The organism is Saccharopolyspora soli (assembly GCF_022678645.1).
GTDB classification, from domain to species: domain Bacteria; phylum Actinomycetota; class Actinomycetes; order Mycobacteriales; family Pseudonocardiaceae; genus Saccharopolyspora; species Saccharopolyspora soli.
In genome coordinates, this window is record NZ_JALBWV010000007.1 from 22,017 (window position 1) to 42,066 (window position 20,050).

Consider the following 20,050-nt stretch of genomic DNA (forward strand, 5'->3'; position numbering starts at 1 on the left):
GGCAGCACGGGGGATCACCGATGGCCGCACCTGGCCCACGTAAAATGACCCCTCAACCGGGCTTTCACACGCGGGCTTCGGCAACCGCTTGGGCCGCGGTTTCCCGGCAGACGAACCGCTCCCGCAGCCGGGTGATCGTCAACAGCCGCAACATCGCGCCACCGCCGGGCACCACGAACAGCCGGATGCCGCGATGCTCAGCGCGGCGCTGGGTGTGCAGCAGCAACTCGACCGCGGCACTGCTGGCGAACGACACCTCCGAGAGGTCCAGCACCACCGCGTGCAACGCCGCCGCGGTCAATCGCTGCCGGATGAGTTCGGTGAGCCTGGGCACCGTGGCGAGGTCGATCTCGCCACGAATGCGCACCACCACGATTCCGGGGGCGGGCCATTCCACGGCCAGCCGCAACGCGGACGAGCAGGCACTACGGCCGATGATCGGATCGTCCGGCGAGCGTGGCGCCACGATCTCGTGACCGCGCGAAGTCCACGCGGCCGGTGGAGTACCGGATCTGGAAACGATCACGCTACCTCCCCTGGTTGCGTATCGACGGGCTTTGGCCACGGGCCCAGGAACTCGCCGCTGCGCTCAACGCAAGAGGTGCGCCGTGGCGGCTGCTCAACCGCACTTCCCACCGTAGGAGCCACCAGCCAACCCAACAAGGCTCACCACGTTCGTGTGACATCTGGTCTCGATCAGGTGGGCTTCCGCCCGACCAATTACCCCACGCACCCGACACCGGGGTGACACAGCGTCACGAGACGCGTCAGTGGTAGCAGCGAACCGCGGGCGCCCGCGAAGCCGACAGCGGCGGGCCGTCGACCGGCATCTCCACCCGCACCACCACCGACTCGGCGAACCGGTACGGACGGTGCGCGAGCACCCCCGCGAAATGCCGCCGCAACCGCGACATCTCCGCCCGCACCGTCACCGCCCGCCCCGCATCCCCGAACAGGTCCTCGGCCAACTCCACGGCACTGCGCCCACCCGGATGGCACGCCAGCACGAACAACACCTCGGCATGACGCGGCGTCAACCGCTGCCGCCAACTGCCGCCCACCCCGCTGACCTCCAACCACGCCGGACCGCTGCCGCGCAGATCCAACACCACCTCGGCCGGGCCCGGCGACTCAGCGGCATCCAACCGGATCAACCACCCACCCGGCACCGGCTCCGCGATACACGCACCGAACGCCGGAAGCCAACACGCACCGGGCAACGCCTCCGGCAACAACACCCGATCCACCGGCGCCACTCCGGCCGTAGCCGCAACCCAACCATGCGCGTCAGTGACCAACGCCCGCCCACGACAGCCAGCCAACACCCCCGCCGCCACCGCCCGCAGCCGCTCCAACTCCCACCGATGCGCATGACGCAACTCGGTCTCCGCCAACCGCGCCGCCGTCATCGCCAACGCCAACGTGCTCGGATGCACCGTCGACACCGGCCCGGACAAATCCACCGCACCCAACACCACACCACTGCGCGGATCCCGCACCGGCGCCGCCGAACACGTCCACGGATGGTGGCTGACCAGGAAATGCTCCGCCGAATACACCTGCACCGGACGACCGACCACCAGCGCCGTACCGATCGCATTCGTACCCACGGCGTCCTCACGCCAATTCGACCCCGGCACGAACCCCAACCGATCCGCCCACGCACGCACCCCGCAATCGCCCTCCCGCCACAACACCCGGCCATCGCCATCAGCCACGACCATGATGTTGCACGCCTGCTCGGCAATGGCCACCAGACTTGCCCGCAACGTCGGCAACACCTGCGCCAACCGCGTCGCCCGCGTCGCCCGCCGCCGATGCGCCAACTCCCGCGACCCCAACAACCCGCACTCCCGCGCCCGGCCCGGATCCATCCCCGCACCCAACACCCGCTGCCACGACTCGGAAATCACCGGCCGCGGCGCCTCCCGCACCAAAACACCCGACAGGTACTGGGCATGCACCTGCTCCAGGACCCGCGCCCGCACTCGCGCATCGGTGCCGACCGGCACCGCCGGTTCCAACCGCTCACCGCGCACTGATGTCCGCTCCCGACGCCGTTGTCCCACCTCAGAACACGCGCTCCCGGCTTGCGCGCGGCCCTCATTGTCAGCAGCGGCAACCGGGAACGTAAACGGCCGGTCGGGGCATCACAACCGAGCGAGCACCGCCTCGCGCACCACATGCGGATGCTCCAGGTGCAACATGTGCCCGGCGCCGTCGACCACCTCGACCCGCAACCCCGCAAGCTCGTCGGGCACCGGCAAGATCTGATCCGCACCACCCCACAGCACCGTCACCGGCACGGCCACCGACGCCAACAACCCGGGAGTGTCGATCCGCTGCTGATCACCATCCAGCAACGCCACCTGCAACGCCTGCAAAGCCTCGGTGACCCCGTCCAACCGCTTGTACCGCAGCAGATCCTCCACCAACCGGCGAGTGACCAACTCCGGATTGCCGAACAGCTTCGCCACCTGCGCCTTGAGCTCACGACGCGACGACGCCGCAGCGAAACCACGCACGAACTCCACATCCACCGCACGCGTGCAACCCGCCGGAGCCACCAACGTCAACGACGCCACCCGCTGCGGCGCGGCCCGCGCCACCGCGGCCACCACCGCACCACCCAACGAATGCCCCACCAGATGCGCGCGGTCGACGCCGACCGCATCCAGCAATCCCAACACCGACGCGACCAGCATCTCCAGGCTGCCGTCGCCGACGTCCTTGCTCGACTCGCCATGCCCCGGCAAATCCAACGCGAACACCCGCGCCGCCGCCGACAGCGGCTCCTGCACGAACAACCACGAGTTCTTGTCCCCGCCATAGCCGTGCACCAACACCACCGCCTGCTCGCCATCGCCCAGGCTGGCATAGCTCAACCGCCGCCCCCCGACCTCGACGGCCTCCACCGCCGGTCCGGACTCCTCGACGACCGCACCACTGGCCAACTCCTCCCGCGCGGCGGCCACCACCGCCGCAACAGGCCCCTCGCCGACATCATCATCAGCGACAACCGCGATCGTGGCGCCCACCGGAACGTCCTGCCCCGCCGCAGCCACGATCGCCCGCAACACGCCCGCCCCACCAGCCTCCAACGTGCCCGCGATCTTGTCCGTCTCGATCTCCGCCAACTCCGTACCCGGCTCGACCCGATCACCCTCGGCCACCAGCCACTCGGTGATCCGCCCCTGCGACATCGACAAACCCCACTTGGGCATCACGACCTGCTGCACCCCGGCCGCGCTCACCGCTGGTACCCCACAGTCGTTTTCACCGCATTGGCCACCCGCTGCGCATCCGGCACGTACAGGTCCTCCAACGCGTCGCTGAACGGCACCGGCGTGTGCGGGGCGGTGACCATCTCGATCGGCGCCCGCAACGACCCGAACCCCTCCCTGGCCACCAGAGCCGAAATATCGGTGGCCATGCTGCACCGCGGCGTGGCCTCGTCCACAACCACCAACCGACCGGTGTTCTCGACGCTGTCCAGGATCGTCTCGGTGTCCAGCGGGCTGAGGGTCCGCGGATCCACGATCTCCACCGACACCCCCTCAGCGGCCAACCGCTCCGCAGCCTGCCCGGCCACCGACACCATCCGCCCGATCGCCACCACCGTGACATCCGAACCCTCGCGCACCACATCGGCCTCCCCGAACGGCAACGCGTAGGAATCCTCCGGCACCTCACCCACCACGTCGTACATCGCCTTGTGCTCGCAGAAGATCACCGGATCATCATCGCGAATCGCCGCGATCAACAACCCCTTCGCGTCATAAGGCGAAGACGGCGTGACCACCTTCAACCCCGGAACGTGCGTGAAAATCGAATACAACGACTGCGAATGCTGCGCCGCCGCCCGCAACCCCGCCCCGTACATCGTGCGGATCACCACCGGCGTGACCGCCTTGCCCCCGAACATGTACCGGAACTTCGCCGCCTGGTTGAAGATCTGGTCGAAGCACACCCCCATGAAATCCATGAACATCAACTCCGCCACCGGCCGCAACCCACGCGTAGCCGCACCAATGGCCGCACCGATGAACGCCGACTCCGAAATCGGGGTGTCCAACACCCGCCCCGGAAACTCCCCGAACAACCCCGAGGTCACCCCCATGACCCCGCCCCAGGCGTCATCCGCGCCCGGCGCCCCGGCACCCCCGGCGATGTCCTCACCCATCACCACCACGCGCTCGTCCCGACGCATCTCCTGCCGCAACGCCTCACCGATCGCCTCGCGGTAACTGATCGACCGTGCCATCGAACGCTCCCTTCAGTACGACACGTAGACGTCGGTTTCCAAGTCCACTTCGGACGGTTTCGCCGCCGCCCGCGCCGCCCGCGCCGCGTCCTCGATCAACGCCGCGACCTCGGCATCCACCACATCCAACCGATCACCGGAGACCTGCCCGGTCTCCGTCACCCGCGCCCGAAACCGCGCCAAGCAGTCCAACCCCTGCCGAGCCCGCGCGACCTCATCACCGCGGTAAGTCTGCTGATCACCCTCGAAATGCCCGTAATAACGAGTCAACTTCACCTCGATCAACGTCGGCCCACCGCCATCCCGAGCCCGCGCCACCGCCTCCCCAGCCGCCTCGTGCACCGCGAAGAAATCGAACCCGTCCACGATCACCCCGGGCATCCCGAAACCCGCCGCCCGATCAGCGATGTTGTCCGAAGCCACCGACCAACGACTCGCCGTCGCCTCCGCATACCCGTTGTTCTCCGCCACGAACACCGCGGGCAGGTTCCACACCGACGCCAAGTTCATCGCCTCCAACGTGGTGCCCTGATTGCTCGCACCATCACCGAAGAACGCCACGCTCACCGCGCCATTACCAGCCAACTTGCCCGCCAACGCCGTCCCGCAGATCAACGGCGGCCCACCCCCGACGATCCCGTTGGCACCCAACATGCCCTTGCTCAGATCCGCGATGTGCATCGAACCGCCCTTGCCGTTGCACGACCCGGTCCGCCGCCCGAAGATCTCAGCCATCATCGCCTTCACATCCACCCCCTTGGCGATGCAATGCCCGTGACCCCGATGCGTGCTGGCAATCGAATCCCGATCATCCAAATGCACGCACACCCCCACCGCCGAAGCCTCCTCCCCGGCGTAGAGGTGCACGAACCCCGGAATGTCACCGGTCGCGAACTCCTCGTGCACCCGATCCTCGAACGCCCGAATGGTCCGCATCGTGCGATACGCCGCAACCAAATCCGCCCCAGCGGGCGCAGCGGCATGCTCGGACACCGTGCCAGTCATGGCAACCCTCCGTCCTGCTCCACCAACAACGACTCCTCGGCCGCCCGCCGCAACACCGCCCGCACATCCACACACCACGGGCCCTCGGCACACAGCCGCACACTCGGATCAACACCCGGACCGAACTCGATCTCCCGCTCCCCATCCACCGCGATCACCCCCGACGCCGTCCGCACCGCCACGGTCTCCCCCACCGCAAGCACCCGGCACTCCCGAACCCCCACCGAACGAATCAACCCCGGCGCGATCGGCGCCCGCACCACCCGACCACCCGGCCCCAACCGCAACGCCACACCCTCGGGCTCCGCACGGCGGCTGGGCAGCAGCAAACCGGCCACACTGGACCACCCGATCCCATCCGGCTCGGCAAACGTGCAGTACAACTCGGTCAGCGTCGAGGGATCCCACACAGCGCGACTACCCACGTGCAGCGCGCTGGACACCGCCACATCCACCAACGCCACCTCATCGCGTTGCCCAGCCCGCACCCGCAACACGCTCGCCCGCCGCGTCACCGCAGCGGCATCCACCGCACCGGTGGCCACCAACCCCGCCGCCAAACCCGCGACCGTGGCCTCCCGCAACTCCGGAAAAACGTTGTTCGTCCCCGTCGACAACGGCAGCAACGGCACCGACCCCACTGCACGCGCAGCCACCCGCGCGGTCCCGTCCCCGCCCAGGCACACCACCACCCGCGCCCCGGCCGCCACCATGTGCTCGACCGCACGCACCGTGTCCACGGCCGACTCCGTCGGCACCCACCCGTCGAGGAACTCCACCGCCGGCCACGGCGCATCCCGCCCCGGCCGGTGCTGCCGCGACGCCCGCAGCACCCCCGCCGAGATCCCACCCAGATCCGTGGACATCAGCACCCGGCCAACCCCCACCGCCGCCAACGCCCCCAGCAGCCGCTGCACCATGTTGGCCTTCTCCGCGGTCGGGAACACCGACGCCTGCGCCACCAACCGCCGCACATCCCGACCCGACATCGGATTGGCGACGATACCCACCAGCGCGTCGGCCACCGCTCCTCCTCGAACAGCGCGATACCCGCTCCACTGTCCGACCCGACTCGCACATCCGGAAGAGTTGCAAGGGGTTGCAGCCGACCAGCATCACCCGATCGGCTGCCCACCGAGGCGGTTCAAGGCCACCAGGACGTCAACGGATCGATCGGGCGGCCGCGACTCCGGCGACAACGGATCGTTGTGACAGCTCCGTGTCGCCGGTGATCTCGTTGAACTCCTTTCCCCTTAGAGAAAAGGAACCGTCAGCCGAACACGCTGTGCCGCTGGATCGGCTCCGAACGCTCAACCGCGGCCGCCGCCGCGTGCCGACCACCCGACACCGGCTCCCACACCGACGTCACCACCAGCGACAACTCCCCGCCGAGCACATCCACCGACACCTGATCACCCGCCGACAACGCGCCCTCCAACACCATCGACGCCAACCGGTTGTCCAACTCCCGCGCGATCACCCGCCGCAACGGCCGCGCCCCGAACTCCGGCTGGTACCCCCGCTCCACCAACCACCCCAACCCGGCATCGCTGACCACCAACCGAATCCCCTTGGCCGCCAACTGCTCCCCGGTGCGCTCCAACAGCAACGACGCGATCCGCCGCAACTGCTCCGCCGCCAACGGCCGGAACACCACCACATCATCGATCCGGTTGATGAACTCCGGCCGGAAGAACGCCCGCAACTCCTCCAACACCACCAACGCCGACTCCCCGGAATCCACCCCGGCGTCCATGATCCGATCCGCCCCGATGTTCGAGGTCATGATCACCACCACGTTGCGGAAATCCACCAACCGACCCTGCGAATCGGTCAACCGCCCCGCATCCAACACCTGCAACAACGTGTTGAACACATCCGGATGCGCCTTCTCCACCTCATCCAGCAACACCACCGAATACGGCTGCCGCCGCACCGAATCCGTCAACTGCCCCGCCTCGCCATAACCCACATACCCCGGCGGCGCCCCCACCAGCCGCGACACCGTGTGCTTCTCCTGGAACTCCCCCATGTCCAACCGCAACAACCGCTGCACATCCCCGAACAACGCATGCGCCAACGCCCGCGCCAACTCCGTCTTGCCCACCCCGGTCGGCCCCAAGAACAAAAAACTCCCGATCGGCCGATCCGGATCCGCCAACCCGGCCCGCGCCCGCCGCACCGCCTCGGCCACCGCCGCCACCGCAGCGTCCTGACCGACCACCCGCGCCCGCAGCACCTGGTCCAACGCCAACAACCGCTGCGCATCCTGCGCACTCACATCCGCCACCGGAATCCCGGTCCGCGACGCCACCACATCCGCCACGTCATCGGCACCCACCGTCGGCTCGAACACCGCCGACTCCCGCACCTCACCACCACGCCGCAACCGCACCCGCGAACACGCCTGATCCAGCAGATCCACCGCCTTGTCCGGCAAGAACCGATCCGCTATGTAGCGCTGCGACAACTCCGCGGCCGCCGACAACGACGCGTCATCGATGCGCACCCGATGATGCCGCTGAAACCGATCCCGCAAACCCCGCAGCACCACCACCGTGTCGGCCACCGACGGCTCCGGCACCATGATCGGCGCGAACCGGCGCTCCAGCGCCGGATCCTTCTCCACGTGCCGCCGGTACTCCTCCACCGTCGTCGCCCCGATCAACCGCACCTCACCCCGCGCCAACGCGGGCTTGAGCATCGTGCCCGCATCCATCGACCCCTCACCAGCACCCGCACCCACGATGCTGTGCACCTCGTCGATGAACACCAGCACGTCCTCCCGATGCGCCCGGATCTCCGCCAGCACATCCCGAAACCGCTGCTCGAACTCCCCCCGGTACTTCGCCCCCGCCACCATCCCGGCCAGATCCAGCGACACCACCCGCATGTCCGCCAACGACCACGGCACCGCCCCGTCCACGATGCGCTGCGCCAACCCCTCCACGATCGCGGTCTTGCCCACCCCCGGATCCCCCACGAACACCGGATTGTTCTTCGACCGCCGCCCCAACACCTCGACGGCCTGCTCGATCTCCGCGTCCCGGCCCACCACCGGATCCAACTTCCCCGCCCGCGCCAACTCGGTCAGATCCAACCCGAACTCGTCCAACCGCGGCGTCACGCTCAACACCGACCGAGCCGCACCCCGATCACCCAGCTCGATCGCCCGCGCCAACGCCCGCCCGGCCACCGAATCCGCATCCGCGGCCAACCCCAACACGACGTGCCGCGCACCCACCACATCGGCGCCCTCGGCCAACGCCTGCTGATACGCCCCCAACAACGCCCGCCGCGCCGCCGACGACAACACCGGCCGACCCGACCCCACCGGATCCTGCGCCACCACCGCCGACCGCACCGCCGAGGCCAACTCCTCCACCCGCACACCGGAAGACACCAACAACTCCGCAGTCGCCCCGACCTGCGTCACCGCCCACAGCAGATGCGCGCTGTCCAGCTCCCGGCTGCCCCAATCCACGGTGGCCCGAACCGCCTTCGACACCACCTCGTGCGCCTGCTCGTCCAGCAACGTCCCCAACGGCAGCCCGCGCTCCGAAGTGGACGCATCCTCCGAAGCCCCCGAGAACATCTCGCTGAACAGCGAATCAAAGGCGGCAGAGGAATCACCGACACTGCCGCGAACCAAAGGGGCCACCTCCACAACACACGCGCAGGCCCCGCCTGCAACCGGACTCCAGCAGCACACCAGCACGTCGCCCGCCCGCTAGCGAGACCGGCGCCCGACCCCACCAGCGCGCCCACCAGCAGCAGCGCACTGATCCTCGCGACCACGCACCGAGCTGCCGCAACGCCGGATCACCAAACCGGACCCGCGAAGCGCAACTCGATCATCGCAGTCGCGATGTTGGCACAAACATACTGAGAGGTCCGAAACAGCCCCGCAGCCGTCCCGGCATCACGCGCATCCGCGCGCGGCGGTCGGCCGCCAGGCCGTTCAACTCGCGCGCTGCTGCGCCCGCTCGATCGCCTCGGCCAACCGGCTCAACTCCTTGCCGATGTGCGACAACCGCTCCGCCATCACACTCGCGTGCCCGGACAGCGGACCAGCGTGCCCCGCCGCGCGCAGCCACTCGGTCACCCCGCCGACACCGACGGACATGCCCTCCACCGTCAGCGAGAACCCGCGCATGACCTTCTCGATCTCCTCGACGGTGTGCGGCACCGCCGGATCCCGCAGCCGATCGCCCAAGGCGGCGGCCGCCTCACCCACCTGCCAGGCCACTTCGGCGGAATATCCGGAGTCGCTGGAATCGGCACTCCGTCTCGCCCCCGACCGCCGAGGTGGCGTGTGCCTACCCGCCTGCGGCGGCGTGTTGTCGGAATGTCCAGCGGCAGTCATAACGAACCAATCAACCCGAGACGGACGGCTACCTCCACCCCGACGCGCCCGAAGACCCCCAACCGGTGGCACGAACCACCCGATTTTCAGCTCTTCGCAGCGCAGGAAGAGGTCCCGCGAGGTTATCGCGTCGTGGCTTCGATTGGTGAGGGTTGGTCCGGAGGATTGTATTTAGTCGACACTGAAGCAACGCGATCTATCAAAATCAACACCAGCGGGTCACAGCGCGCTCCCGCGGACTGAACTGGATCCGAATGCCCACCTCCACCGGAAACCCGTTTTGGCCCGCCCATCCACCTGCGAACATCGCACCGTGGAGATCGACTTCCGCTGGCGTGGTGACCTCGCCGACGACGAACTGGCCGAGCTGACGCGATCGCACGGCGGCACCGCCGAGCGCGGATGGTGGAACCGGGTCAGCGCGCACAGCCTGGGCTGGATGACTGCGCGACTGCCCGACGGGCCACTGGTCGGATTCGTCAACGTGGCCTGGGACGGCGGCGACCACGCCTTCCTGCTCGACCCGAAGGTCCGGCCGGACCACCAACGCCAGGGCATCGGGACCGAACTCGTGCGGCGCGCGGCCAACGCCGCCCAGCGCGCTGGGTGCACCTGGTTGCACGTCGACTTCGAGGCGCACCTGAGCGGCTTCTACCACGGCTCCTGCGGGTTCCGCCCCACGAAAGCCGGGCTGATCTTCCTCCCCGATCAGGCCAGCACGAACTGACAGCGGGGTGCCCTCTTCTGGGCGTTTGTGCCTGCTTCGGTTTTGGCATGTTCAAGCTCGTTGGTGTTTAGTTTTGATCCACACTGAAAACACAGGATCTATCAAAATAAGTGCAGACCACTGAAGACGACCGCACGGAAACCAGCACTGCTAGTCGAAGTCGCGGAGGATCTCGTGGATCTCCTCATCTGTGGTGGCGCTGAAATCCCGATACCACTGCCCCACCGCCGCGAAGCCGACCGGTTGCAGCACGCACACCACCACGTCGGCTTCCTCGCGCAGCGCGCTGACCGCCTCGGGCGAGCCGACCGGAACCGCCAGCACCACGCGGGTCGGCGACGATTCGCGCAGCATCCGTACCGCCGCGCGGGCCGTCGCCCCGGTCGCCAGCCCGTCATCGACCAGCACGACGTCGCGTCCGCCCAGCGGCAACGGCTCGCCGTGCTGGAACAGCCGCTCCCGGCGGCGGGCCTCAGCGCGCTCCCGTTCGCAGGCCGCCTGCAGGGTCTGCTCGTCGAGGTGGAACGAGCGCACCAGACGGTGGTCGTAGCTGGCCGGTCCGTCCGCGGTCACCGCGCCGATCGCCAACTCCGGCTGGCTCGGCGCGCCGATCTTGCGGGCCACGCAGACCCGCAGCGGCGCCTTCAGCATCCGCGCCACCTCCGCGGCCACCGGCACCCCACCCCTGGCCAGGCCGAGCACTACCGGGTCGAGAAGTCGCAGTCCGGTCATCCGCTGGGCCAGCACCCGACCGGCATGCCTGCGATCGGAGTAGCCGGTGGCGGTTCGTTGCGGGAAACCCATGCGAGGCATCGCTCGCCTCCCGTCCGCCGCGTGCGCGCACGGCAACACATCGGGGAAACCACTCGCCTCGATGATGCCCGTTCAACTCCGCTGGGCAAACCTCCGTCAGGACCGAAAACCGATCACCCGCAGCGCGCGCCACCGGTTCAGCGCCGCCGCCAGCTCGAAACGCCGCGGCACCGCGAAGTCGCCCACGTAGTGCTCGTCCACGGCGGCCACCCCGCGCTTGGCGACGTCGGCGGCGAAGGCATCGAGCACCTCGGCGACCGTGCGGTGGCCGTCCAGCAACCCGCGCCGCGCGCAGTTGACCAGCGCCAACCCGATCCCGGTGACCTGAGCCGGGTCGACCACCTGCTCCACCCCGCGAAGCTCCACAGTGGATTCGCCCAGGGTCAGTGCGTCCACGCCCCGAGCGCGGATCTTCGGCCGCTCGGTGGGAATCGAGCGCGGATCCACCACCCGGTGGCGAACCGGCGGGAACACCTCGGCCTCGGACCGGCGACCGGTCGGCGACGCCGCCAGCAGCTTCGCGCGATCGGTGACGTCACGCGCGTGGTAGGCATCCAGCATCAACACCTGGTCGGCGACGTCCATGTAGTCCCCCGAGCCGCCCATCACCAGCACCGTCGACACCCCGTGCGCGGCGTGCAGCGGCCGGATCAGGTCCACGAACGGAGTCAACGGCTCGGACTCCTTGGCCACCAACGCCTGCATCCGGGCATCTCGGATCATCAGGTTCGTCGCCGCGGTGTCCTCGTCGACCAGCAGCACCTTCGCGCCGGACTCCACCGCCTCCACGATCGCCGCCGCCTGCGACGTCGAGCCCGAGGCGTTGTCGGTGGAGAAGTCCGCGGTTTCGGCACCGGTGGGCAGATGGCTGACGAACGGGCTGACATCCACCCGATGCACCCGCCGCCCGTCCTCGGCACGCACCTTGACGGTGTCCTCCCGGCACACCACCAGCTCCCGCCCGTCGCCAGGCACGTGGTCGTAGACGCCGAACTCCAACGCCCGCAGCAAGGTCGACTTGCCGTGGAAACCACCACCGACGATCAGCGTGATCCCCTCCGGCACCCCCATGCCGCGCACCAGGCCCCGGTTGGGCAGCTCCACCTCAACGCGCATCGACTCCGGTGCCGCGAACGGCACACCGTCGGGCAGCGGACGTTCGTCCACCCCGCTGCGCCGGGGCAGCATCGCCCCGTCGGCGACGAAGGCGATCAGCCCCAACCGCGGCAGCATCCGGCGCAGCGCATCGGTGTCCTCAATGGAGTCCACGAACTCCCGCAACTGCTGCTGGTCCGCAGTGGCCCACCGCAATGCCGCTGCCACCATCCCGGGCAGCTCATCGCACAGCGCCCGCTCCGCCTGCCGCCCGTCGATGGTGCGGCCCCGGCCGGGCAGGTCGATGCCCAACCGCAGCACCACGGCACCATCCACCAACTGGCAGGCGCTGCGGTCCAGGACCTGCTGCCGACCGGCGTCCACCCGCAACCGGCTGTCCCGCAGTCGTCGGTACGCCGCCCGAACCAGGTACCCGGCCAGGCCCCGTGCTCGCACCGGAGTGGACCACAGCCGCTCCGGGAAACCCGCGACCACCGGATCCACCCGGACCTCGCAACGGCTCGCGGGCGCGTACGGGTCCGGCTGCACCCGCTGGACCTCCAAGGTGAACCCGTCGAAGGACCACCGGCCGCTCAACGACTTGTAGCGGCCGTAGCTCGCCCCGTGCATGGCGCGCAACTCCTGCCGCAGCGCCTGCTCATCACCGCGATCACCGCCGGGCCGGTCGTAGCGCCTGCGATCACCCGACCGCCGCCGATCTCCGTTGCGCCCCGGTCCGGAGCCGCCCGCTCGCTGTGCCATGCCCCGAGACCTACCTCACCCGCAGCGGATTCTCCAATCGGGAGACGCGGATCACCTCCGGCCACCACAGTGGACGGCCGCGATCGGCCCCATCGGGGCAAAACAGACGAAACGCCGCGCCAGAACCCAGCGCGCGCCCCGGTAGCGGGTTATCCTCCCAACGCGCAAGATCCGCATCACCCCCGGTCCGACGCCCCGAAGCCCGGCCGGTCCCACTCGACGACGATCGCCGCGTTGGTGAGGAGGCGAGCGCAGTGCCACACCCGTTCGGCAGCAGCCACCGGCAACGCCTGTCCCGCAACGTTTCCCGCGGTCCACATAGGACACGAACGCTACTCGCGGCACTGCTCACCGCAGCAGCGTTCATCGGCGGCACCGCCCACGCCGACCCACCGCGCGAGCGGGCCCGCACCGCGCCGCTGCTCAACCCCGACGATCCCAACGGCGCGTGGGCCGGGTACAGCATCGAAGGTGGTGGCGGTGCCCAGCCGCGCTCCCTGCCCGCGGGCGCGATCAGCGGGATGGACGTCAGCGGCCACCAAGGCGATGTCGACTGGCCCAGGGCGTGGGCCGACGGCGCCCGGTTCGCCTACGTCAAGGCCACCGAGGGCACCGGGTTCCGCAACAGCCGGTTCGCCCAGCAGTACAACGGCTCCTACGACGTCGGCATGACCCGCGGCGCCTACCACTTCGCGCTGCCGGACCGCTCCAACGGCATCGACCAGGCGCACTTCTTCGTCGACAACGGCGGCGGCTGGAGCTCCGACGGCCGGACCCTGCCGGGGGCGCTGGACATCGAGTACAACCCCTACGGCGAGACCTGCTACGGCCTGGACCCCGCCGCGATGTCGCAGTGGATCGCCGACTTCAGCAACACCTACCACGCCCGGACCGGCCGATTCCCGGTCATCTACACCACCACCGACTGGTGGAACCGCTGCACCGCGTCCAATCCGGACTTCGCGCCGAACAATCCGCTGTGGATCGCCCGCTACGCCCCGGAGATCGGGGCGCTACCGGCGGGCTGGGGTTTCCACACCATCTGGCAGAACAGCGATCGCGGCCCGTTCCCCGGCGGGCAGGACGTCTTCAACGGCAGCACCAAGCAGCTCAACCGATTCATCTCCTAACCGTCCCTCCCAACGGCGATGAGGGCCGCCCCGGCTTCGGGGCGGCCCTCATCGTCTGCGCGCGTCCTACGGTCCCAGCAGGTCCGGTGGGATGGGCTGGTCGTTGGCGACCGCCTCGAACATGCGGCTGGCACCGTCCTTGTCCCAGACGACCACCGAACCGCCGTCGGAGTCCTGGCCGAAGCGACCGAACGGCACGCTGGTGGTCACGCCCTGACCACCGCTGATGTCCCCCATCGCCAGTGCGAGCGACGCCAGGTGCCACAGGTGGTCGCCGTCGTTGACCAGGAACGTCTTGCTCGCCCCGGACGCCAGCGGGAACAGCCGGAACGGGTTGAACAGCGTGGTCGGGCTGGTCGCCTTCTTGACCAACGCACCCAAGAGTTTGCGCTGGTTCTCCGCGCGCTCCAGGTCCCCTCCCTGGAGGGAGTAGCGGGCCCGTACGAAGCCCAGCGCCGTCGGCCCGTCCAGCTCCTGGCAGCCAGCCTGCAGGTGCACGTTGGCCATGTCGTCGTTCATCGGCTGGTCCAGGCAGATGTCCACCCCGCCGACGGCGTTGACCAGGTCGGAGAACCCGCCGAAGCCGATCTCCGCGTAGTGGTCGATGTGCACCCCGGTGGCCTGCTCGATGGTCTGCGCCAGCAACTGCGGCCCGCCGAAGGAGAACGCGGAGTTGAGCTTGGTCCGGCCGTGGCCGGGGATGTTCACGTACGAGTCGCGGGGCAGGCTGATCAGCGCGGGTTGGCCACCGCCGCTGGGAATGTGCACCAGCATCATGCTGTCGGTGCGCCGCCCGGCGGCGTCCCCGGCCGACAGTTGCTCCCGCTGCGCCTCGTCGAGGCCCTCGCGGCTGTCGGAGCCGACCAGCAGCCAGTTGGTGCCCGCCGAGTCCGGTGCCTGCCCGTCGAAGCTCAGCGCGGCGGTGCGCTGCAGCGTGCTGTCGAAGTAGATCACCAACCCGCCCAGCAGCAGCACCAGCACGGCCACCGCGATGCCGATGCGCCGACCCCAGTGCCGCTTCTTGCGGGGCGGCGGCTGCGGCGGCAGGTCGTCGACCGGTGGCCGCGCCCCGCGATGAGGTGGCGGCGGGGGTCGTCGTCCCGGCGGCGGCCCGCCGCGGGCATCGCGGTAGTAGTCGTACCTTCCGCCGCCGCTTTGCGGTCTCCGGCTCCTCGGCGGCTGCCCCGCCGACCAGTCGCTCATGCACACACCTGCGTCGGATCGAACCGGCGCGTCCCGCACGCGCCGTGTTGGCGTGAAGCATTCCAGACGGCCGCCCGGGAATCACCCACCGCTATACAACGGTGACCCGCGATCACCCGTTTCGGCTGGTGGTGGGCGCGAGCACGACATCACACCCACCACAGCCACGGTGGTCAACCGGCGACGGCCTGCCGCACCGCCTCAGCCCAGCGGCCCACCGCGTCGTCGACCTGCTCCGCGGTGACGATCAGCGGCGGGATCATCCGCACCACGTTGCCGTGCGGGCCGCAGGTCAGCAGCAACAGGCCCTGCTCGGCGGCGGCCCGGTGCGCGCGGGTCGCGGTTTCGGTGTCCGGATTGCCCTCGGGCGTGGTGAACTCGTTGCCCACCATCAGGCCGAGCCCGCGAACGTCGCCGATCACCGGATGCTCGGCGGCGACCTTGCGCAGGCCCTCCTGCAGCCGGGTGCCCTGCTCGGCGGCGTTGTCGACGAGCTTCTCGTCCCGCACCACGTCGAGGGTGGCCAGTGCCGCCGCGGCGGCCACCGCGTTGCCGCCGTAGGTGCCGCCCTGCGAGCCCGGCCACGCCTGGGACATCAGCGCTTCCGGTGCCGCGATCGCCGACAGCGGGAAGCCGCTGGCCAGGCCCTTGGCGGTGATCAGGATGTCGGGGCGGATCCCGGCGTGGTCGTGGCCCCAGAACCGGCCAGTTCGGCCGACGCCGGTCTGCACCTCGTCGACGATGAGCAGGATGCCGTGCCGGTCCGCGCGTTCCCGCAGGCCGGTGAGGAACCCCGGCGGAGCGGGGATGTAGCCGCCTTCGCCCAGCACCGGTTCGACGATGATCGCCGCGGTATCGCGCGGCGAGCTGACGGTGACCAGCAGCTGGTCGAACTCGGCCAGCGCGAAGCGCACCGCTTCGGCCTCGCTGCAACGGTGCCGGTATGCCTCCGGGAACGGGGTGAACACCACGCCGGGCATCATCGGACCGATCCCGGCCCGCACCTTCACCCCGGAACTGGTCAACGCACCGGCGCCCATCGTGCGACCGTGGAAGCCGCCCTGGAACGCCACGATGTTCTGCCGCCCGGTGGCCTGCCGGGCCAGCCGCACCGCCGCCTCCACGGCCTCGCTGCCGGAGTTGACGTAGAACAGCCGGTCCAAGCCTGCGGGCAGCACCTCGCCGAGGCGTTCGGTCAGCCGCAGCAGCGGCCGGTGCATGACGGTCGTGTACTGACCGTGAATGAGGGTACCCACCTGGCGCTGGGCCGCTTCGACCACGCGCGGGTGGCAGTGGCCCGTGCTGGTGACCCCGATCCCGGCGGTGAAGTCCAGGTAGCGGCGGTCCTGCTCGTCGAAGAGGTAGACCCCTTCGCCGCGGGCGGCCAGGACCGGTGTCGCCTGCTTCAGCACCGGCGAGAGCTCAGCCATGATCGACTCCAAGCTTCGAAGCGTGCAAAATGTAGGATTGTTGACAATCTCCGGTGACATGCAACCATCACCGGGCACCGGTGTCCACCTCCGAGCCAGAAGGGTTCGTCGTTGCCATGACCATCTCAACCGAACAGCACCCCAGAGAGGCCGCGGTCGTCGATGCCGCGCCCAAGCAGCTGCTCATCGGCGGAAAATGGCGTGCCGCCGACGCGGACCGCAGCTATGAGGTCGAAGACCCCTCCACCGGCCAGGCGCTGTGCTCTGTCGCCGACGCCTCCCCCGAGGACGGTTTGGCGGCGCTGGCGGCCGCGGCCGACGCCCAGCCGCAATGGGCCAAGCACCCACCCCGCGAGCGCGGCGAGATCCTACGCCGCGCCTTCGAACTGATCATGCAGCGGCACGAGGACCTCGCCCTGCTGATGACCCTGGAGATGGGCAAACCGCTGACCGAGTCGCGGGCCGAGGTCAGCTACGCCGCGGAGTTCTTCCGCTGGTTCTCCGAGGAGGCCGTGCGCATCGGCGGCGACTACGCGGTCGCGCCCAACGGCAGCGGTCGGTTCCTGGTGATGCGCCAGCCGGTCGGACCGGCGCTGCTGATCACCCCGTGGAACTTCCCGATGGCGATGGGCACCCGCAAGATCGGCCCGGCCATCGCCGCGGGGTGCACCTCGGTGATCAAACCGGCCCACCAGACACCGCTGTCGATGCTGGCGCTGGCCGAGATCCTCATCGAAGCCGGGCTGCCCGACGGCGTGCTCAACGTCGTCACCTCGCGCGACGCGGGCAAGCTGATGGAGCCGATGATCCGCGACGGCCGGGCCCGCAAGCTGTCGTTCACCGGCTCCACCGCAGTGGGCCGCAAGCTCATCGAGCAGTCCGCCAACCAGGTGCTCAAGGTGTCGTTGGAGCTGGGCGGCAACGCGCCGTTCCTGGTCTTCGACGACGCCGACCTGGACGCCGCGGTGGACGGCGCGATGCTGGCCAAGATGCGCAACATCGGCGAAGCCTGCACCGCGGCCAACCGGTTCTACGTGCACGCCGACGTGGCCGGGGAGTTCTCCCGACGGCTGGCCGAGCGGATGAGCGGACTGCGGGTGGGCCGCGGTGTCACCGACGAGGTCCAGGTCGGCCCGCTGATCGACAACGCCCAACTGGGCAAGGTCACCGAACTGGTCGCCGACGCGGTGCAGCGCGGCGCTGAAGTCGTCACCGGCGGTTCCGCCCGCGACGGCGAGGGCTACTTCTACCAGCCCACCGTGCTGACCAACGTTTCGCCGGAGGCCCGGATGGGCAGCGAGGAGATCTTCGGCCCGGTCGCGCCGATCACCACCTTCACCGACGAGAAAGCCGTCATCGCCCAGGCCAACGACACGGAGTACGGCCTGGTCAGCTACCTCTACACCCGCGATCTGCAGCGCGGGCTGCGGGTCTCGGAGGCGCTGGAGAGCGGCATGGTCGGGCTCAACCAGGGCATCGTGTCCAACCCGGCCGCCCCGTTCGGCGGGGTGAAGCACTCCGGGCTGGGCCGCGAAGGCGGCAAGTTCGGCATCGAGGAGTTCCTGGAGACCAAGTACGTCGCCGTCGGCGGCCTGTGAAGGAGAGGGGAACTCGACTCGCTTCAGGAATTGCGGGGCGTTTCCGCCTGGTTGCGTAAACGCCCCGCAATTCACCAGGTCAGTTCGCCATGGAGCCGTTGAGCCGGTCGAGCGCGTCGTTCATGTGCTCTTCCAGCCGCTGCAACAGCAGTTTCTCGTCCCCGGCCTCGATCGCGTCGACGAGTCCTTTGTGCTCGTCGACCAGCGCCTGCACGTCGGCGTGGTACTTGTCCTGCAGGGCCGTCAGGCACATCCGCTTCTCCACCAGCAGCGTCTGCGCCATTCGCTGCAACCGCGCGCTGCCGGACACCCGCACCAGGGTCTCGTGGAACTCCTGGTCCGCGTCAGCCAGCTCGATCGCATCGCCCTTGCCCGCCGCGGCGACCATCCGGCTCTGCGCCGCAGTCAGTTCGGCGACCGCCTCCACCCGGTGGTGGCGCACGATCTGCTCGCACGCGGCCCGTTCCACCGCCAGCCGGGCCAGGTAGATGTCCTGGACGTCCTCGGCTTCCAAGGTCATCACGAACAAGCCGCGGTGCGGTTCGCTGCGCAGCAGCCCTTCGGCGACCAACCGCTGCATGGCCTCGCGCAGCGGGCCCCGGCTGACCCCCAGCCGGGCGGCGAGTTCGGCCTCCCCGAGCTGACTGCCCGGAGGCAGCGATCCGTACATGATCGCCGCTCGCAGCTGGTCGGCCACGATCGCCGCGGTCGACTTGCGCTGCACCGGCTCTAACTCACCCGGCTGCTGGTTCTGCTCGTCGGTCCCGAGCACCTGACACCATCTCCTCATTCCGGGGAGGCATCGCGCTCCCCTCCTGTTCCCCGTCGGAACAGCGTTCCCAATCCGTCGTGCGCGCCGAGATCACCGGCCAGCCGCAGCGCCTCCCAGGCACTGACCTGGTTGGCGGTGAGCACCGGTTTGCCCAGCCGGTCCTCCAGATCTCCCAGCCACGCCGCGGTGTGCAGCGCGGTGTCCGGCATCAGCAGCGCATCGGCCAGGTCGTCGTCGTTGGCCGCCGCGAACTCCAGCACGTCCGCGCGCCCGAGCGTGCCCACCTCGGCGGCGGTGACGATGCCCCGGCTGGACAGCCGCACCACGTCCAGGTCGGCGGCGTGCAGGAACTCCACGAACTTCGCCGCCACGTCAGCCGGGTAGGTCGCCGCCACCGCCACCCGCCGCAGCCCCAGCTGCGCCGCGGCGTGCACGAACGCGAACGACGTGCTGGAGGTCGGCAAGCCGGTGACCGCCTGCAGCTTCTCCACCTGGTCGCGGGCGCCCTGCCAGCCGAAGACGAAACTCCCGCTGGTGCACGCCCAGATCACCGACTGAACGCGGTGCTCGTCGACCAACTCCCGGGCGCCGTCGGCCAGCACGTCGGGCGAGCCGATGTCCAGCAGTGCGTCGACCCGGTGCGCGTCCTCGCGCATCAGGGTGTGCACCAGCGGCAGCCGCACGCCCCCGCCGAGCAGGCGTTCCAAGGTGGGGTAGTCGTCTTCGGCGCTGTAGCCGGGGTAGAGAATTCCTGCGGTGTAGGACACCGGGGAGCTCCATCCTTCGTCGACGTCGGTTTGCGACACCGCGGCGGACCGGGTGAGCGGTCCGCCCGGGACGGCAACGGCCAACACCGGACGACCGGTCGATTGTTGACAATGTTAC

The 20,050-nt window shown here is 69.4% G+C and carries 17 protein-coding genes; 3 read left to right on the forward strand and 14 right to left on the reverse strand.

All coding sequences use genetic code 11. The features are described 5' to 3' along the window. Positions 1–64 precede the first annotated feature (64 nt). The 8 genes from MOQ72_RS07215 to MOQ72_RS07250 all read right to left on the reverse strand — a co-directional run bounded on the left by MOQ72_RS07215 (position 65) and on the right by MOQ72_RS07250 (position 9,518). Complete coding sequence (locus MOQ72_RS07215) at positions 65–526, reverse strand: STAS domain-containing protein (protein ID WP_242181358.1); 462 nt, start codon at positions 524–526, stop codon at positions 65–67. A gap of 241 nt (positions 527–767) precedes the next feature. Further along, positions 768–2,069, reverse strand: coding sequence for a GAF domain-containing protein (locus MOQ72_RS07220; protein WP_308197854.1), 1,302 nt, complete (start codon positions 2,067–2,069; stop codon positions 768–770). Positions 2,070–2,150: 81 nt separating this feature from the next. Next, positions 2,151–3,254 (reverse strand): acetoin dehydrogenase dihydrolipoyllysine-residue acetyltransferase subunit, encoded by a 1,104-nt coding sequence (locus MOQ72_RS07225; RefSeq protein WP_242181359.1) that lies wholly within the window; start codon positions 3,252–3,254, stop codon positions 2,151–2,153. Beyond that, entirely contained in the window at positions 3,251–4,264 is a 1,014-nt protein-coding gene (locus tag MOQ72_RS07230) for an alpha-ketoacid dehydrogenase subunit beta (protein WP_242181360.1), read from the reverse strand. The genes MOQ72_RS07225 and MOQ72_RS07230 overlap by 4 nt, the downstream gene beginning before the upstream one ends. A gap of 12 nt (positions 4,265–4,276) precedes the next feature. Continuing rightward, the gene (locus MOQ72_RS07235) at positions 4,277–5,269 is read right to left on the reverse strand and encodes a thiamine pyrophosphate-dependent dehydrogenase E1 component subunit alpha (RefSeq protein WP_242181361.1); all 993 of its coding nucleotides are present in this window, start codon (positions 5,267–5,269) and stop codon (positions 4,277–4,279) included. Beyond that, a complete protein-coding gene (locus MOQ72_RS07240; protein ID WP_242181362.1) occupies positions 5,266–6,294 on the reverse strand; it encodes an ATP-NAD kinase family protein in 1,029 nt (342 codons plus the stop codon). The genes MOQ72_RS07235 and MOQ72_RS07240 overlap by 4 nt, the downstream gene beginning before the upstream one ends. A 245-nt stretch (positions 6,295–6,539) precedes the next feature. Continuing rightward, positions 6,540–8,864 (reverse strand): ATP-dependent Clp protease ATP-binding subunit, encoded by a 2,325-nt coding sequence (locus tag MOQ72_RS07245; RefSeq protein WP_372495312.1) that lies wholly within the window; start codon positions 8,862–8,864, stop codon positions 6,540–6,542. A 366-nt stretch (positions 8,865–9,230) separates the two neighbouring features. Next, positions 9,231–9,518: a hypothetical protein gene (locus MOQ72_RS07250; protein ID WP_242181364.1), complete on the reverse strand. Its 288-nt coding sequence runs from the start codon at positions 9,516–9,518 to the stop codon at positions 9,231–9,233. A 430-nt stretch (positions 9,519–9,948) separates the two neighbouring features. Here MOQ72_RS07250 and MOQ72_RS07255 point away from each other — a divergent pair, with 430 nt between their 5' ends. Beyond that, positions 9,949–10,362 carry a GNAT family N-acetyltransferase gene (locus MOQ72_RS07255; RefSeq protein WP_242181365.1) on the forward strand — a complete coding sequence of 138 codons (414 nt, stop codon included), beginning with the start codon at positions 9,949–9,951 and terminating at the stop codon, positions 10,360–10,362. Positions 10,363–10,512: 150 nt separating this feature from the next. On the opposite strand, the gene MOQ72_RS07260 is transcribed toward MOQ72_RS07255, so the two are convergent. Together MOQ72_RS07260 and MOQ72_RS07265 are read right to left on the reverse strand one after the other, a co-directional pair. Next, positions 10,513–11,175 carry a phosphoribosyltransferase gene (locus MOQ72_RS07260; protein WP_372495306.1) on the reverse strand — a complete coding sequence of 221 codons (663 nt, stop codon included), beginning with the start codon at positions 11,173–11,175 and terminating at the stop codon, positions 10,513–10,515. 96 nt (positions 11,176–11,271) lie between these two features. Continuing rightward, a complete protein-coding gene (locus MOQ72_RS07265; protein WP_242181366.1) occupies positions 11,272–13,032 on the reverse strand; it encodes an ABC-ATPase domain-containing protein in 1,761 nt (586 codons plus the stop codon). Positions 13,033–13,376: 344 nt separating this feature from the next. Between MOQ72_RS07265 and MOQ72_RS07270 the strand changes: the two genes are divergently transcribed. Continuing rightward, positions 13,377–14,162: a lysozyme gene (locus MOQ72_RS07270; protein ID WP_277953707.1), complete on the forward strand. Its 786-nt coding sequence runs from the start codon at positions 13,377–13,379 to the stop codon at positions 14,160–14,162. Between the two features lie 66 nt (positions 14,163–14,228). Here MOQ72_RS07270 and MOQ72_RS07275 read toward each other — a convergent pair whose 3' ends face one another. Both MOQ72_RS07275 and MOQ72_RS07280 read right to left on the reverse strand, forming a co-directional pair. Next, positions 14,229–15,365, reverse strand: a complete 1,137-nt coding sequence (locus tag MOQ72_RS07275; RefSeq protein ID WP_242181367.1) for an LCP family protein — start codon at positions 15,363–15,365, stop codon at positions 14,229–14,231. A gap of 173 nt (positions 15,366–15,538) precedes the next feature. Further along, complete coding sequence (locus MOQ72_RS07280) at positions 15,539–16,795, reverse strand: aspartate aminotransferase family protein (RefSeq protein WP_242181368.1); 1,257 nt, start codon at positions 16,793–16,795, stop codon at positions 15,539–15,541. A 116-nt stretch (positions 16,796–16,911) separates the two neighbouring features. Between MOQ72_RS07280 and MOQ72_RS07285 the strand changes: the two genes are divergently transcribed. Next, the gene (locus MOQ72_RS07285; RefSeq protein ID WP_242181369.1) at positions 16,912–18,393 is read left to right on the forward strand and encodes an NAD-dependent succinate-semialdehyde dehydrogenase; all 1,482 of its coding nucleotides are present in this window, start codon (positions 16,912–16,914) and stop codon (positions 18,391–18,393) included. 79 nt (positions 18,394–18,472) lie between these two features. Here the strand turns inward: MOQ72_RS07285 and MOQ72_RS07290 are convergent, their stop codons facing one another. Further along, positions 18,473–19,165, reverse strand: a complete 693-nt coding sequence (locus tag MOQ72_RS07290; protein ID WP_242181370.1) for a GntR family transcriptional regulator — start codon at positions 19,163–19,165, stop codon at positions 18,473–18,475. Between the two features lie 14 nt (positions 19,166–19,179). Then, on the reverse strand, positions 19,180–19,932 hold the full coding sequence (locus MOQ72_RS07295) for a maleate cis-trans isomerase family protein (RefSeq protein ID WP_242181499.1): 753 nt from the start codon (positions 19,930–19,932) through the stop codon (positions 19,180–19,182). Between the last annotated feature and the right edge of the window lie 118 nt (positions 19,933–20,050).

Coding starts and splice junctions, on each gene's coding strand:
- MOQ72_RS07275 (WP_242181367.1), bottom strand. CDS start 15,365: ATGAGCGACTGGTCGGCGGGGCAGCCGCCGAGGAGCCGGAGACCGCAA.
- MOQ72_RS07235 (WP_242181361.1), bottom strand. CDS start 5,269: ATGACTGGCACGGTGTCCGAGCATGCCGCTGCGCCCGCTGGGGCGGAT.
- MOQ72_RS07285 (WP_242181369.1), top strand. CDS start 16,912: ATGACCATCTCAACCGAACAGCACCCCAGAGAGGCCGCGGTCGTCGAT.
- MOQ72_RS07265 (WP_242181366.1), bottom strand. CDS start 13,032: ATGGCACAGCGAGCGGGCGGCTCCGGACCGGGGCGCAACGGAGATCGG.
- MOQ72_RS07260 (WP_372495306.1), bottom strand. CDS start 11,175: ATGCCTCGCATGGGTTTCCCGCAACGAACCGCCACCGGCTACTCCGAT.
- MOQ72_RS07230 (WP_242181360.1), bottom strand. CDS start 4,264: ATGGCACGGTCGATCAGTTACCGCGAGGCGATCGGTGAGGCGTTGCGG.
- MOQ72_RS07280 (WP_242181368.1), bottom strand. CDS start 16,795: ATGGCTGAGCTCTCGCCGGTGCTGAAGCAGGCGACACCGGTCCTGGCC.
- MOQ72_RS07245 (WP_372495312.1), bottom strand. CDS start 8,864: ATGTTCTCGGGGGCTTCGGAGGATGCGTCCACTTCGGAGCGCGGGCTG.